Origin of the sequence: Tsukamurella spumae, from assembly GCF_012396015.1 — a bacterium.
GTDB lineage: Bacteria > Actinomycetota > Actinomycetes > Mycobacteriales > Mycobacteriaceae > Tsukamurella > Tsukamurella spumae.
The window spans coordinates 15,062-29,185 of sequence record NZ_JAAXOQ010000004.1 but is presented as its reverse complement, the minus strand read 5'-3'; the positions used below and the strand labels follow the sequence as shown (position 1 = coordinate 29,185).

General features: G+C 68.0%; 9 protein-coding genes and 2 tRNA genes. 10 read left to right on the top strand and 1 reads right to left on the bottom strand.

What is annotated here, in order from left to right:
- Window positions 1-546 precede the first annotated feature (546 nt).
- Complete coding sequence (gene dnaA / locus HF999_RS04165; RefSeq protein WP_168544657.1) at window positions 547-2,040, top strand: chromosomal replication initiator protein DnaA; 1,494 nt, start codon at window positions 547-549, stop codon at window positions 2,038-2,040.
- Window positions 2,041-2,112: 72 nt separating this feature from the next.
- Here dnaA and HF999_RS04160 read toward each other — a convergent pair whose 3' ends face one another.
- Window positions 2,113-2,994 (bottom strand): hypothetical protein, encoded by an 882-nt coding sequence (locus HF999_RS04160; protein WP_168544656.1) that lies wholly within the window; start codon window positions 2,992-2,994, stop codon window positions 2,113-2,115.
- A 456-nt stretch (window positions 2,995-3,450) separates the two neighbouring features.
- Between HF999_RS04160 and dnaN the strand changes: the two genes are divergently transcribed.
- The 9 genes from dnaN (at window position 3,451) to HF999_RS04115 (ending at window position 13,410) form a co-directional block, all read left to right on the top strand.
- Window positions 3,451-4,614 (top strand): DNA polymerase III subunit beta, encoded by a 1,164-nt coding sequence (gene dnaN / locus HF999_RS04155; protein ID WP_168544655.1) that lies wholly within the window; start codon window positions 3,451-3,453, stop codon window positions 4,612-4,614.
- Between the two features lie 37 nt (window positions 4,615-4,651).
- Window positions 4,652-5,536, top strand: a complete 885-nt coding sequence (gene gnd, locus HF999_RS04150) for a phosphogluconate dehydrogenase (NAD(+)-dependent, decarboxylating) (protein WP_168544775.1) — start codon at window positions 4,652-4,654, stop codon at window positions 5,534-5,536.
- A 16-nt stretch (window positions 5,537-5,552) separates the two neighbouring features.
- Window positions 5,553-6,773 carry a DNA replication/repair protein RecF gene (gene recF / locus HF999_RS04145; protein WP_168544654.1) on the top strand — a complete coding sequence of 407 codons (1,221 nt, stop codon included), beginning with the start codon at window positions 5,553-5,555 and terminating at the stop codon, window positions 6,771-6,773.
- 64 nt (window positions 6,774-6,837) lie between these two features.
- Window positions 6,838-7,380: a DUF721 family protein gene (locus tag HF999_RS04140; RefSeq protein WP_168544653.1), complete on the top strand. Its 543-nt coding sequence runs from the start codon at window positions 6,838-6,840 to the stop codon at window positions 7,378-7,380.
- A 267-nt stretch (window positions 7,381-7,647) separates the two neighbouring features.
- A complete protein-coding gene (gyrB, locus tag HF999_RS04135) occupies window positions 7,648-9,711 on the top strand; it encodes a DNA topoisomerase (ATP-hydrolyzing) subunit B (protein ID WP_168544652.1) in 2,064 nt (687 codons plus the stop codon).
- A gap of 69 nt (window positions 9,712-9,780) precedes the next feature.
- Window positions 9,781-12,282: a DNA gyrase subunit A gene (gene gyrA / locus HF999_RS04130; protein WP_168544651.1), complete on the top strand. Its 2,502-nt coding sequence runs from the start codon at window positions 9,781-9,783 to the stop codon at window positions 12,280-12,282.
- A gap of 25 nt (window positions 12,283-12,307) precedes the next feature.
- Window positions 12,308-13,012, top strand: a complete 705-nt coding sequence (locus HF999_RS22945) for a DUF3566 domain-containing protein (RefSeq protein ID WP_168544650.1) — start codon at window positions 12,308-12,310, stop codon at window positions 13,010-13,012.
- Between the two features lie 53 nt (window positions 13,013-13,065).
- Window positions 13,066-13,142, top strand: a tRNA-Ile gene (locus HF999_RS04120).
- Between the two features lie 195 nt (window positions 13,143-13,337).
- Window positions 13,338-13,410, top strand: a tRNA-Ala gene (locus HF999_RS04115).
- Window positions 13,411-14,124 lie beyond the last annotated feature (714 nt).

Here is a 14,124-nt window from a genome sequence, read left to right as displayed (position 1 = left end):
AGGTCGAACCCGACCGACGGATCGGTTGTGCGCACAGACCGGTCAAGCCTACTTATCCCCACTGACAAGGTCAAACCGGACCGCCTTCACGGCAGTGACGCAGCTCACACCCCATCCGACCCGACACGCCGAAAGGCCCCGACATCCCACATCGTGCTGCGGGAATGTGCTCGGTGTTGAGGACTGCGCTCCACTCTGTTAACTTTGCCGAATGCGATTGCTGAGCACGGCCACGGCACCCCGTGGCGTCCGAGCACGGCAGCGTCGGGCCGACGGGTACCGGGCGTGTAGTGGCCTCGGGGCTGCGCCCTAGCCCGTCCGTACCGACCGTTGAATCTGCAGTCTGCGGTATCTCTCCACGGCCGATGTAGGCGGCTGGCAACGCCTGTATTCACAGTTGTCCACACCTGTGGATGAACCTGTGGAGTACAGTCTCTGGCGCAGGTCGACTGGGGGTTCCGATATGCACAGCTCGATATTGGACGTGACGAGAACGCCGGTCGGAAGCCGGAAGACGAAAGCTTTCGAACCGGTGCGGAGGACCAGATGACCGTTGATCCGCTGATCGAGACGTGGACCGCCGTGGTCGACGAGCTCTGCGGAGACAACACCGATCGCACCCTGACGAAGCAGGAGAAGGCCTGGCTCAAGCTCGTCCAGCCGCTGACTCTGACCGAGGGTTTCGCGCTCGTCGCGGTGCCCTCACAGCTCATGAAGGACGCGATCGACCGCAGCCTGCGCGAGCCCCTCGTCGCTGCGCTCACCACGAGGCTCGGACAGGACGTCGAGCTCGGCGTACGCATCTCTCCCGACGCCACACCACCGGTCGTCGCGCCCGCCGTGGCCGAACCCACGGAGCCACCGTCGGGGCCGAGTACCGCGGATCTGGCCGTACCGGTGACGGGGATCTCCTCCGGCATGCCCGGCGCACCGTCGCCGTCCGTCCAGCTGCCACCGCCCATGACGGGACCGTCCTCGAGCGGCAACGGAGCCGAGCCGTCGGGCTCGTCGGGCTCGAGCCTCAACCAGAAGTACACCTTCGAGACCTTCGTGATCGGGGCGTCGAACCGGTTCGCCCACGCCGCGGCCTTCGCCGTCGCGGAGGCGCCGGCCCGCGCCTACAACCCGCTCTTCATCTGGGGCGAATCCGGCCTCGGTAAGACTCACCTGCTGCACGCCGCCGGCCACTACGCGCGACGGCTGTTCCCCGGAATGCGCGTGAAGTACGTCTCCACCGAGGAGTTCACGAACGACTTCATCAACTCGCTCAAGGACGATCGCCAGGTCCAGTTCAAGCAGCGCTACCGCGACGTGGACATCCTGCTCGTGGACGACATCCAGTTCCTCGAAGGGAAGCTGGGTATCCAGGAGGAGTTCTTCCACACCTTCAACACCCTGCACAACGCGAACAAGCAGATCGTGATCTCCTCCGACCGGCCGCCGAAACAGCTGGCGACACTGGAGGATCGGCTGCGGACGCGGTTCGAGTGGGGCTTGATCACCGATGTCCAGCCGCCGGAGCTCGAGATCCGTATGGCGATCCTGCTCAAGAAGGCGCAGATGGAACGGATCCATGTGCCGCCGGATGTGTTGGAGCTCATCGCCACTCGCATCGACCGCAACATCCGCGAGCTCGAGGGTGCGCTGATCCGCGTGACGGCCTTCGCCTCGCTCACACAGACCGATGTGACCTACGAGCTGGCCGAGATGGTCCTGCGCGATCTGGTGCCGGACACCACGACGCTCGAGATCTCCTCCAGCACCATTCTTTCGGTGGTCGCGGAGTACTTCGAGATCTCCGTCGCGGATCTCAAGGGCACCGAGCGGGCCCGAGCCGTGACGCACGCGCGCCAGATCGCGATGTACCTGTGCCGCGAGCTGACGGAACTGTCGCTGCCGAAGATCGGGCAGATCTTCGACCGCGATCACACGACCGTGATGTACGCCGAGCGCAAGATCCGCAAGGAGATGCCCGAGCGTCGCCGCGTGTACGACCAGGTGCAGGAGCTCACCACCCGCATCAAGCGGCGCAGCCAGTAGCGTTGCCGCACAGCCCCGCCCGGGCGCGGGAGGCGCACCCCCTGCGCCCGGGCGGGTTCCGGCGCGGAGCTCCTACGAGCCGGTCGCGGTGCAGATGAGCGGACCCGACGAGGCCTTCTCCTCCGCCACCACCGCACCGTCGCGGGTGATCTTGCAGGCCATGTCGGGCTTCGGGCTGAACACCGTCACCGTCACCAGGAAGCTGTCGGCCGTGAACGACTTCGTCCACGGGAGCGTCTGCGAGCCCAGGGTGTTCGTGTCCGGGATACCGACGGCGATCACCTGCGCGGAGCCGCTCCCCGTGACCTCGACGACCCACTTCTTCGCGTTGGCGCCGGTGGTCGAGCCCCCGTAGATCGGCGGGATCGAGATGCCCGACGGCAGGCCCGTCGGCAGTGCGATCCCGCTGCGCGTCGTCGTGGGTGCGGTCGTGGTCTGCGTCGTGACGGCCGACGATGTCGGGGTGCTCTTGGTGCCGCCCGTCGCGACGACCACGACGATCACCGCGAGGATCAGGACCAGGACCACCGCCGCCACGGCGATCCACAGCAGCTTCTTGTTGCCGCCCCCGGAGCCGTCGCCGCCGCCCGAACCCCCACCGGGGCCGCCGGGGCCCGTGGGAGGACCCGTCGGGGGAACGCCGCCCCCGTACTGCGCTCCGGGGCCGCCGGGCGCGTAGCCCACCTGATAGCCACCGTCGTAGGCCTGCGTCGGCGGGTCCTGCTGCGCCCCGTAGCCGGCGCCGTAGCCGGGGCCCTGCGGCACCCCGGGCCCGGGTCCGGGGTCTCCCGCGGGACGTTGCGGCAGCGGCGGCGGACCCTGTGGTTCGCCGGTGCCGTCTACTCCGTACTCGCCCCGCTCGTACTCGCGGGTCGGGCGGGGCTCCGCGGGCGTCGCGGGGTAGTTCTGGTCGCCGGGGTGCTGTCCCGGGTGCTGTGGATCCGGATATCCCATGGTCACACCGTACGCGCACGGTGCCGTCGGCCCGGCTGAGAGTTACCGATGAGTACTTCCCACAACCTGTGGATGAATCGGCGAAATCCCAGGAGTGACCTGGGGAGAGTTCATCCACAGGTTTCCACAGGGAGGCTCCGTCAACAATCACACGGATGTAGTTCCACAATCCCTGCGGCGCGTCGTCAACACCCCGACACGCACGGAGAACTGCGCCGACCCGGAGTTTCCACATCCTCCACAGGGCCTATGACGATGACATATTTCTTCTCTAGATACTTCTTTTGAAAAGAGGCTGTGTGAACGTCTCGTGCGCTTCACGCGCTCGGACGTGTGGTTCGGGCCGGCGGACACCTGAACGCCACCGGATCAAGCGCGCTCCTATAGCATCGAAGACCTCACGGTCGTGCCCGCCACGCCGTACCCGAACGCCCCCCACCGAAAGGCCCCGTCGGCATGAAGTTTCGCGTCCCGCACGAGGAGTTCGCCGAATCCGTCGCGTGGGTGGCGCGTAGCCTGCCCTCGCGCCCTCCGGTGCCGGTGCTCGGCGGCGTGCTGCTCACCGCCGGCGACGACGGTCTGACGGTCTCGGGATTCGACTACGAGGTCTCGGCGCAGGTTCGCGTCGCCGCCGAGGTCGCCGACGAGGGACAAGCCCTCGTCTCCGGCCGCCTCCTCGCGGACATCACCAAGGCCCTGCCGAACAAGCCCGTTGACGTCCAGCTCGACACCACCCGCGTCGCGATCACCTGCGGCAGCGCGAAGTTCTCGCTGCCCACGATGCCCGTCGAGGACTACCCGCAGCTGCCGGAGCTGCCGCAGCAGACCGGCGCCATCGAGCGGGGCACCTTCGCCGAGGCCATCGCGCAGGTCGCGATCGCCGCCGGCAAGGACGACACGCTGCCGATGCTCACCGGCATCCGCGTGGAGATCGAGGGCGAGAAGGTGGTCCTCGCCGCGACCGACCGTTTCCGCCTCGCCGTGCGCGAGTTCGATTGGCAGCCGGCCTCCGGCGATGTGAAGGCCGCGGTCCTGGTCCCCGCGAAGACCCTCTCGGAGGCCGCCAAGACCTTCGCCGTCGATCCCGAGGTCGGGATCGCCCTGGGCGCGGGCTCGGCCGTGGGCGCCGATGGCCTGCTGGGCGTGGTCGGCGCGGACCGTCGGACCACCACCCGCCTGCTGGATGCGGACTTCCCGAAGTTCCGGCAGCTGCTGCCGGCCTCGCACACCGCGCTCGCGACGATGGAGATCGCCCCGCTCCTCGAGGCGATCAAGCGCGTCGCCCTGGTCGCGGACCGCGGCGCACAGGTCCGGATGGAGTTCGCCGACGGTTCGTTGCGCCTCTCCGCCGGCGGCGATGACGCCGGCCGCGCCGAGGAGGAGCTGCCCGCCGATTTCCAGGGCGAGGCCCTGACGATCGCGTTCAACCCGGGCTACCTGCAGGACGGCCTGGCGGCGATCCACACCGAATCGGTGACCTTCGGCTTCACCACCCCCAGTCGCCCTGCGGTGCTGCGGCCCGCGGTGGACAATGGCTACGAGCCGGACGACTCGGGCGCCTTCCCGGCGCCGCAGAGCGCGTACACGTACCTGCTGATGCCGGTACGCCTGCCCGGCTGAGTCGTATCGTCCGTCAGCGAGGAGAGGTCCTGTGAGCATGCAGTTGGGTCTGATCGGTCTGGGCAGGATGGGCGCGAACATGCGCCAGCGGATCCGCAACGCCGGCCACGAGGTCGTCGGGTACGACCCGCGACCGGAGGTCACCGACGTGCCCTCGCTCGAGGCCCTCGCCGGGGCGCTCACCGCGCCCCGCACCGTGTGGGTCATGGTCCCGGCCGGCGAGCCGACGCGCGAGACGGTGCGCAAGCTCGCCGACATCCTCGATCCCGGTGACGTGGTCATCGACGGCGGTAACTCGCGGTACACGGACGATCAGGTCAACGCCGAGCTGCTCGCGACCAAGGGGATCGGCTACCTCGACTGCGGCGTGTCCGGCGGCGTGTGGGGCCTGGAGAACGGGTACGGCCTGATGGTCGGCGGCTCGGACGCCGACGTCGAGCGCGCCATGCCGATCTTCGACGCGCTGCGGCCCGAGGGCGTGCGCGAGGACGGCTTCGCGCACAGCGGCCCCGTCGGCGCCGGGCACTACGCCAAGATGATCCACAACGGCATCGAGTACGGCCTGATGCAGGCCTACGGCGAGGGCTACGACCTGCTCCAGGCGGAGCCGCTCATCGAGAACGTGGCCGGCACGCTGCGCGCCTGGAGCAAGGGCACCGTCGTGCGGTCCTGGCTGCTGGACCTGCTGGTGAAGGCGCTCGAGGAGGATCCCGGCCTGAACGAGATCACGGGCTACACCGAGGATTCCGGCGAGGGACGGTGGACCGTCGAGGAGGCCATCCGCCATTCGGTGCCGGCGCCGGTGATCGCTGCCGCGCTGTTCGCCCGGTTCCAGTCCCGAGAGGACGATTCGGACACGATGAAGGCGGTCTCCGCGCTCCGCAACCAGTTCGGCGGACACGCCGTGCGCCGCGCGGACTAGCGGGGCCGATCGCTCGTTGTACGTCCGCCGGCTCGCTCTGCACGACTTCCGGTCCTGGGACGACGTCTCCGTCGACCTGGAACCGGGCGTCAGCGTGTTCGTCGGCCGCAACGGATTCGGCAAGACCAACCTCGTCGAGGCGCTGAACTACCTCGCGACGCTCGGCTCGCATCGCGTCGCCACCGACCAGCCCCTCATCCGGGTAGGGGCGGAGGGCGCGTCCGTATCGGCGACGGTGCACAACGCGGGCCGGGAGCTCACGGCGGAGATCGACATCGTGGCCGGCCGGGCGAACAAGGCGCGCATCAACACCGCGCCGTGCCGCCGCCCACGCGACCTCCTGGGCATCCTGCAGTCGGTGCTGTTCGCACCCGAGGATCTGGCCCTCGTGCGCGGCGAGCCGGGCGGCCGGCGCCGGTTCCTCGACGACCTCGCGATCCTGCGAACTCCCCGGATCGCAGCGGAGAAGGCCGACTACGAACGGGTTCTCAAGCAGCGCAACGCCCTGCTGAAGACCGCCTACGCCGCCGCCCGGCGCGGGGGAGCGGAGGCGGAGTCCATGCTCTCCACGCTCGATGTCTGGGACGCGCAGCTCGCGCGGTTCGGCGCGGAGGTCCTGGCCGCACGGCTCGAGGTGGTGGCCTCTCTGGCGCCGCACCTCACCGTCGCGTACGCGTCCCTCGCGCCGCACTCCCGCGCCGCGACGCTCGGGTACGCGAGCTCGCTGTTCGAGGAGTTCGACGGTGACCCCGCCTCCGCGTCCGTCGCCGAGCTCGAGCAGGCGATGTTGGACGGCCTCGCCGCTGCGCGCCAGCGGGAGATCGACCGAGGCGTGTGCCTGGTCGGCCCGCACCGGGACGACCTCGACCTTCGGCTGGGGAACGAGCCGGCGAAGGGATTCGCCTCGCACGGCGAATCCTGGTCGTACGCACTGGCTCTGCGCCTGGCCTCCCTGGAACTGTTGCGCGCCGGGGGCAACGAGCCGGTGCTGTTGCTCGACGATGTCTTCGCCGAGCTCGACGCCAAACGCCGGACCGCGCTCGCCGCGGTGGCCGCGGACACCGAGCAGGTGATCGTCACCGCAGCCGTCCCGGAGGACCTGCCCGCGGAGCTACGGGCCCGCACCTTCGAGGTATCGGTCGAGGGGCCGGCGGACGCCCGCGTCTCCCGCCTGGAGGGGGCCGCCGCCCCGGCCGCGTCATCCGATCGGACGATGGAGGACGACGGTCCGCTCTAAGCACGAATCCGTCAGTGGTGGCGAGTAGCCTGAGGGCACGAGTTCGCGAGCGCGGGGAGGTGGCATGGCCGGGTCGAACGGTGACGCGGAGCTGCACGGTTCCGACATCGCGCGGCGTGCGCTGGAGGAGGCGCGCGCAGCCGCGAAGGCGGCCGGCAAGTCCGTCGGCCAGGGCCGCTCCGAGCCGATGACCGGTGGGGTGCGCCGGCTGCGTCGGGGCTCCAAGCGGTGGAGTGGGCCGTCGCCGGACAACCGTGACCCGCAGGCCTTCGGCGCCCTGATCGGGGGCATCGCCAAGGCACGCGGTTGGGACAAGAAGGTCAGTGAGGGAACGGTTCTCGGCTGCTGGGACACGGTGGTGGGGGCCGACGTGGCCGCACACGCACAGCCCGTGAACCTCCGGGACAAGGTGCTCTACGTCCGGGCGGAGTCCACCGCATGGGCCACGCAGCTGCGGCTCATGCAGTCCCAGCTGCTGGCCAAGATCAACGCCGCCGTCGGGCAGGGCGTTGTGACCTCTCTGAACATCACGGGCCCCAGCGCGCCGAGCTGGCGCAAGGGTCCGCTGCACGTTCCCGGGCGCGGTCCACGCGACACGTACGGGTAGGCGGGCGGTTGCGGGTTCGCGGCCCAGCGTGGCCGTGAACGCATCCGATTGCGATCCGGGGTGATCGCGCCGAAACGAGGTCGGATTCGTCTGGGAGGCGATTAGGGCGCGCCACGCGCGTTCATCGTCGTGAAGAGGAGTAGACTGGAAGGGCAAGAGCGCCCCGTCTCCTCGGGGTCGCTGTCCGATCACCATCGCGGTGCCCGCGGCTGAGGAAGTTCACGGCCGTTCGCCCCGGTGGTTCCGACGAAGGAGCGCCAACACATCGTGGCGGCTGACAACAACGCTGGGAAGCCCGCGGGCTCGTACGGCGCAGATTCCATCAAGCAGCTCGAGGGTCTCGAGGCGGTGCGCAAGCGCCCCGGCATGTACATCGGAACCACGGGGCCCCGCGGCTTGCACCACATGATCTGGGAGGTCGTCGACAACTCGGTCGACGAGGCGATGGCGGGTCACGCGACGCGGGTCGACGTCAAGCTGCGCGCCGACGGCGGCGTCGAGGTCATCGACGACGGCCGCGGTATCCCCGTCGCGATGCACGCCAAGGGCATGCCGACGGTGCAGCTGGTGCTCACCTCGCTGCACGCCGGCGGCAAGTTCGACTCCGACGCGTACGCCGTCTCGGGTGGTCTGCACGGCGTCGGCATCTCGGTGGTCAACGCGCTCTCGAGTCGCGTCGAGGTCGAGATCGATGTGGACGGCTACCACTGGCAGAACAACTTCCACTGGGACGAGAAGAAGCGCGATTCGGTCGCCGAGGAGCTGATCAAGGGCGAGCCCACCACCCGCACCGGTACCACCGTGCGCTTCTGGGCCGACCCGAAGGTGTTCACCGAGACCACCCACTACGACTTCGAGACGGTCTCGCGCCGCCTGCAGGAGATGGCCTTCCTGAACAAGGGCCTGACCATCACGCTCACCGACGAGCGTCCGGTCGCCGTCGAGGTCCTCGACGAGGACACCACCGAGGCCGCCCCGTCCGCGCACGAGGACGATGTCGCCGCCGCGCTGGCCGAGGTCGCACCGAAGAAGCGCGAGCGCATCTTCCACTACCCCGACGGCCTGGTCGACTACGTCAAGCACATCAACGCGCGCACGTCGAAGTCGCCGATCCACGGCTCGATCATCTCCTTCGAGGGCAAGGAGAAGGGCCACGAGATCGAGATCGCGATGCAGTGGAACTCCGGCTACTCGGAGTCGGTGCACACCTTCGCCAACACCATCAACACGCATGAGGGCGGCACCCACGAGGAGGGCTTCCGGACGGCGCTGACCGGTGTCGTCAAGGCCTACGCCAAGGACAAGAAGCTGGTCAAGGAGAAGGACGGCGAGCTCTCGGGCGACGACATCCGCGAGGGCCTCGCCGCGGTCATCTCCGTGAAGGTGGCCGAGCCGCAGTTCGAGGGCCAGACCAAGACCAAGCTCGGCAACTCCGAGGTCAAGGGCTTCGTGCAGAAGGTGTGCCGCGAGCAGCTGCAGTTCTGGTTCGACTCGAACCCGGCCGATGCGAAGACCATCGTGCAGAAGGCCGCCGCCTCCGCACAGGCCCGCCTCGCGGCCCGCAAGGCGCGAGAGCTGGTGCGCCGCAAGAGCGCCACCGATATCGGCGGCCTCCCCGGCAAGCTCGCCGACTGCCGCAGCAACGACCCCGACAAGTGCGAGGTCTACATCGTGGAGGGCGATTCCGCCGGCGGCTCCGCCAAGAGCGGCCGCGACTCGATGTACCAGGCGATCCTGCCGATCCGCGGCAAGATCATCAACGTCGAGAAGGCCCGGATCGACAAGGTGCTCAAGAACACCGAGGTCCAGTCGATCATCACGGCGTTCGGCACCGGAATCCACGACGAGTTCGACATCGCCAAACTGCGGTACAAGAAGATCGTGCTCATGGCAGACGCCGACGTGGACGGCCAGCACATCTCCACGCTGCTGCTGACCCTGCTGTTCCGCTTCATGCGCCCGCTCGTCGAGCACGGCCACGTCTACCTGGCGCAGCCGCCGCTGTACAAGCTCAAGTGGCAGAAGGGCGCCGACGCCGAGTTCGCCTACAGCGACAACGAGCGCGACGTGCTGCTCGCCGACGGGCTCCAGAACGGCAAGAAGATCAACAAGGACGACGGCATCCAGCGCTACAAGGGCCTCGGCGAGATGAACGCCAAGGAGCTGTGGGAGACCACGATGGATCCGACGGTGCGCGTGCTCAAGCAGGTCACGCTCGACGATGCCGCCGCCGCCGACGAGCTGTTCTCGATCCTCATGGGCGAGGACGTTGTGGCCCGCCGCTCGTTCATCGCGCGCAACGCCAAGGATGTGCGGTTCCTCGACGTGTAGCCGACGGTGCGCCGGGCTGGTACCGGCGCACCGCGCACCGTCGAACCGCTTGAAGCTGAAGGACTTGAGATGACTGACACCACCCCGCCCACCGAGACCGGCGGGCACGACCGGATCGAACCGGTCGACATCCAGCAGGAGATGCAGCGCAGCTACATCGACTACGCCATGAGCGTGATCGTGGGCCGTGCGCTGCCCGAGGTGCGCGACGGCATGAAGCCCGTGCAGCGGCGAATCCTCTACGCGTCCTACGACGCCGGCTACCGCCCGGACCGCGGCTACGTGAAGTCGGCCAAGCCGGTCGCCGAGACCATGGGCAACTACCACCCGCACGGTGACAGCGCGATCTACGACGCCCTCGTGCGCCTCGCGCAGCCCTGGTCGCTGCGCTACCCGCTCATCGACGGGCAGGGAAACTTCGGCTCGCCGGGCAACGACCCCGCCGCCGCCATGCGCTACACCGAGGCGCGGCTGACGCCGCTCGCGATGGAGATGCTGCGCGACATCGACGAGGAGACCGTCGATTTCACGCCCAACTACGACGGCAAGACGCAGGAGCCCACCGTGCTCCCCGCGCGCGTGCCCAGCCTGCTGATGAACGGCGCGGGCGGTATCGCCGTGGGCATGGCGACCAACATCCCGCCGCACAACCTGCGCGAGCTCGCCGACGCCATCTTCTGGTGCCTGGACAACTTCGAGGCGGACTCCGAGGCCACGCTCGAGGCGTGCATGGAGCGCATCAAGGGCCCGGACTTCCCCACCTACGGCCTCATCGTCGGCGGTCAGGGCATCAAGGACGCATACTCCACGGGTCGCGGCTCCATCCGCATGCGCGGCGTGGTCTCCGTGGAGGAGGATTCCAAGGGCGCAACGGAACTCGTCATCACCGAGCTGCCCTACCAGGTGAACCCCGACAACCTGGTGCTGTCGATCGCCGAGCAGGTGCGCGACGGCAAGATCGCCGGGATCAGCAAGATCGAGGACCAGTCCTCCGATCGTGTGGGTATGCGGATCGTGGTGCGGCTCAAGCGCGATGCCGTCGCCAAGGTGGTGCTCAACAACCTCTACAAGCACAGCCAGCTGCAGACCAGCTTCGGTGCGAACATGCTGTCCATCGTCGACGGGGTTCCGCGCACCCTGCGCCTGGACCAGATGATCCGCTACTACGTGACGCACCAGTTGGACGTCATCGTGCGGCGCACCCGGTTCCGGCTGCGCAAGGCGGAGGAGCGGGCCCACATCCTGCGCGGCCTGGTCAAGGCGCTCGACGCGCTCGACGAGGTCATCGCCCTCATCCGGCGGTCCGAGACCACCGAGATCGCGCGCGCCGGCCTGATCCAGCTCCTCGACGTCGACGAGCTGCAGGCCAACGCCATCCTCGACATGCAGCTGCGCCGCCTCGCGGCCCTCGAGCGGCAGAAGATCATCGACCAGTTGGCCGAGATCGAGCTCGAGATCGCGGACCTCAAGGACATCCTCGACAAGCCGGAGCGGCAGCGCGCCATCGTCCGGGACGAGCTGGCCGAGATCGTCGAGAAGTTCGGCGACGACCGCCGCACCAAGATCATCGCGGCCGACGGCGATGTCACCGACGAGGACCTCATCGCCCGCGAGGACGTGGTCGTCACCATCACGGAGACCGGCTACGCCAAGCGCACGAAGACCGATCTCTACCGCAGTCAGAAGCGCGGCGGCAAGGGCGTCAAGGGCGCCGACCTCAAGCAGGACGACATCGTGGCGCACTTCTTCGTGTGCTCGACCCACGACTGGATCCTGTTCTTCACCACCAAGGGGCGGGTGTACCGGGCCAAGGCCTACGAGCTGCCCGAGGCCAGCCGCACCGCGCGCGGCCAGCACGTTGCGAACCTGCTGGCCTTCCAGCCGGAGGAGCGCATCGCCCAGGTCATCCAGATCAAGGCCTACGACGACGCGCCCTACCTGATCCTGGCCACCAAGAACGGTCTCGTGAAGAAGTCCAAGCTCGAGGACTTCGACTCGAACCGCAGCGGCGGCATCGTCGCGATCAACCTGCGTGATGAGGACGAGCTCGTCGGCGCCGTCCTGGCATCGGCCGACGAGGACCTGCTCCTGGTGAGCAAGAACGCGCAGTCCATCCGGTTCCACGCCACGGACGAGGCGCTGCGGCCCATGGGCCGCGCGACCTCCGGTGTGCAGGGGATGCGCTTCAACGGCGACGATCAGTTGCTGGCCCTCAACGTCGTCGAGGAGGACACGTACCTTCTGGTAGCGACCTCGGGCGGTTACGCCAAGCGCACTGCGATGGACGACTACCCTGTCCAGGGGCGTGGCGGCAAGGGTGTCCTGACGATCCAGTTCGACCCGAAGCGCGGCGACCTGGTGGGTGCGCTCATCGTCGATGACGAGACCGAGCTGTACGCCATCACGACGGGCGGTGGCGTGATCCGCACCGCGGCGCGCCAGGTCCGGAAGGCGGGACGTCAGACGAAGGGTGTCCGGCTGATGAATCTGGCCGAAGGCACTAGTCTTTTGGCCATCGCCCGCAATGCCGACGAGAGCGACGAGCCCGAGCAGGCGGACGGCGACGCGTAGTCGCCGCGACTTCGAAGGAGCGCATGTGAGTACCCCTGGAACCGGTCCCGGCGGCCGATCGCCGGAGACCGGGCCGGAGGCGGGTCGCCAGCCCGTCCGGATCCCGCGACGCGACACCGATGTCGGGCGGGTCATCGACGCACCCACCGAGGGTGTCGAGCGTGATGAGCTGCCCAAGGATCTGCCGGATCTCGACAAGATCCACCAGGTCGCTCCCACGGCGCCCCTGGTGAAGGCCGCCCCGGCGGACACCGCACCCGACGCCGCATCGGACGCTCCCGCCACTCCGGCGGCGGAGGCGGCACCGTCGAACCTGCACACCGTGGGCGGCGCGCCGGCCCGGGCCGCGGGTGTGAAGACGCAGGCCGCCAGCGGACCCGTGCGGGCCGGGATGCAGCTGCGCAGCATCGACCCGTGGACCACCTTCAAGGTCACCGGCGTGATCTCGGTGGTGATGTTCTTCGTGTGGATGATCGCGGTCGGCGCGCTGTACATCGTGCTCAGCGGTATGGGCGTGTGGAGCAAGATCAACGACAGCTTCCAGACGCTGACCAACGAGCAGGCCGGCGCGAGCCTCCTGACCGCCGGCGATGTGTTCACCTACGCGGGCCTCGTCGGGCTCGCGAACGTGGTCCTGCTGACCGCGCTCGCCACCGTGGGCGCGTTCATCTACAACCTCTGCGCCGACCTCGTGGGCGGCATCGAGGTGACTCTCGCAGATAGGGATTGACCAGCGGTTTTGTAGAACCCGAGGTGCGCTGGTAATGTTTCACCTCGGTTCACGGGCCTATAGCTCAGGCGGTTAGAGCGCTTCGCTGATAACGAAGAGGTCGGAGGTTCAAGTCCTCCTAGGCCCACCACACCCCGTCCCGGGGCCTTAGCTCAGTTGGTAGAGCGCCGCCTTTGCAAGGCGGATGTCAGGAGTTCGTCGGTTATCTCCAGCTGACAGGCTTGGTAAGGGGTTGACCAGCAGGGATGCTGTGGTGGACATGTCCGTCACGAGGTCGTAGTTTGGCGGTGGGACGGTGCCCAGCAGCGGGTGCACAACCACACACGGGGGCTTAGCTCAGTTGGTAGAGCATCGCCTTTGCAAGGCGAGGGTCAGGGGTTCGAATCCCCTAGCCTCCACAGATATGATGAGTTTCTGACTGCTGTCAGCTAGGAGCCCCCCCCGGATCGCCGGCCCCGGGGGTTCTGAGCGTTGGGAGGTCCAGCAGATGACGAAATGCTTGACTGGCCATGAGGCTGGTCCGGCGAGTCCGTGATGGTGGCGGGTGCGCGGGGTGACTATTGTGGCGTCATGGCTCCGACGCAGCGTACGTATCGATGTGTGGAGGCCGACGTTCGCCGACGAAGCCGACGTGAGGCGTTCCTGGACGCCGCGCTCTGTGTCTTCACCGCGTTTTGTCGACGGTGCTCCGCGAACACCTCCAAGTCCTCCCCGCCGCTTCACAGGCCCTGATCTGCCAGAGCGCATAAAACCTAGTCAGAGCACTCGATATCGCACCGCTACTCAGTGGAGGAATCAGCCTCAAAACCGATCCTCCCATGCGCGCCATCCACGACGATGCCCGTGATACTCAGACGGCGAACACCGCCTCTACCGATCCCCTCGCAGCCGAGACCACCACAACCAAGTTAGGGCGCCCTCGGGCCTGACTGTGTCGGATCGGTGACAATCGACAACGCCTTGCGGTGCCGGTGAACCACATACGACACCGACCACCGCGACGTCAGATCCTCGAGCTGCTGCTCCTCAAGCAACTTCACCCGCACCCACAGATGACTGCTAAGCCCCGGTATCCCGAGCGATCACATGCTCGGCATACGCGCACACCGAAG

Excerpts from the sequence above, each read along its gene's own strand:
- gnd (WP_168544775.1), top strand. The coding sequence starts at position 4,652 with ATGCAGTTGGGTCTGATCGGTCTGGGCAGGATGGGCGCGAACATGCGC.
- HF999_RS04140 (WP_168544653.1), top strand. The coding sequence starts at position 6,838 with ATGGCCGGGTCGAACGGTGACGCGGAGCTGCACGGTTCCGACATCGCG.
- dnaN (WP_168544655.1), top strand. The coding sequence starts at position 3,451 with ATGAAGTTTCGCGTCCCGCACGAGGAGTTCGCCGAATCCGTCGCGTGG.
- HF999_RS04160 (WP_168544656.1), bottom strand. The coding sequence starts at position 2,994 with ATGGGATATCCGGATCCACAGCACCCGGGACAGCACCCCGGCGACCAG.
- gyrA (WP_168544651.1), top strand. The coding sequence starts at position 9,781 with ATGACTGACACCACCCCGCCCACCGAGACCGGCGGGCACGACCGGATC.
- dnaA (WP_168544657.1), top strand. The coding sequence starts at position 547 with ATGACCGTTGATCCGCTGATCGAGACGTGGACCGCCGTGGTCGACGAG.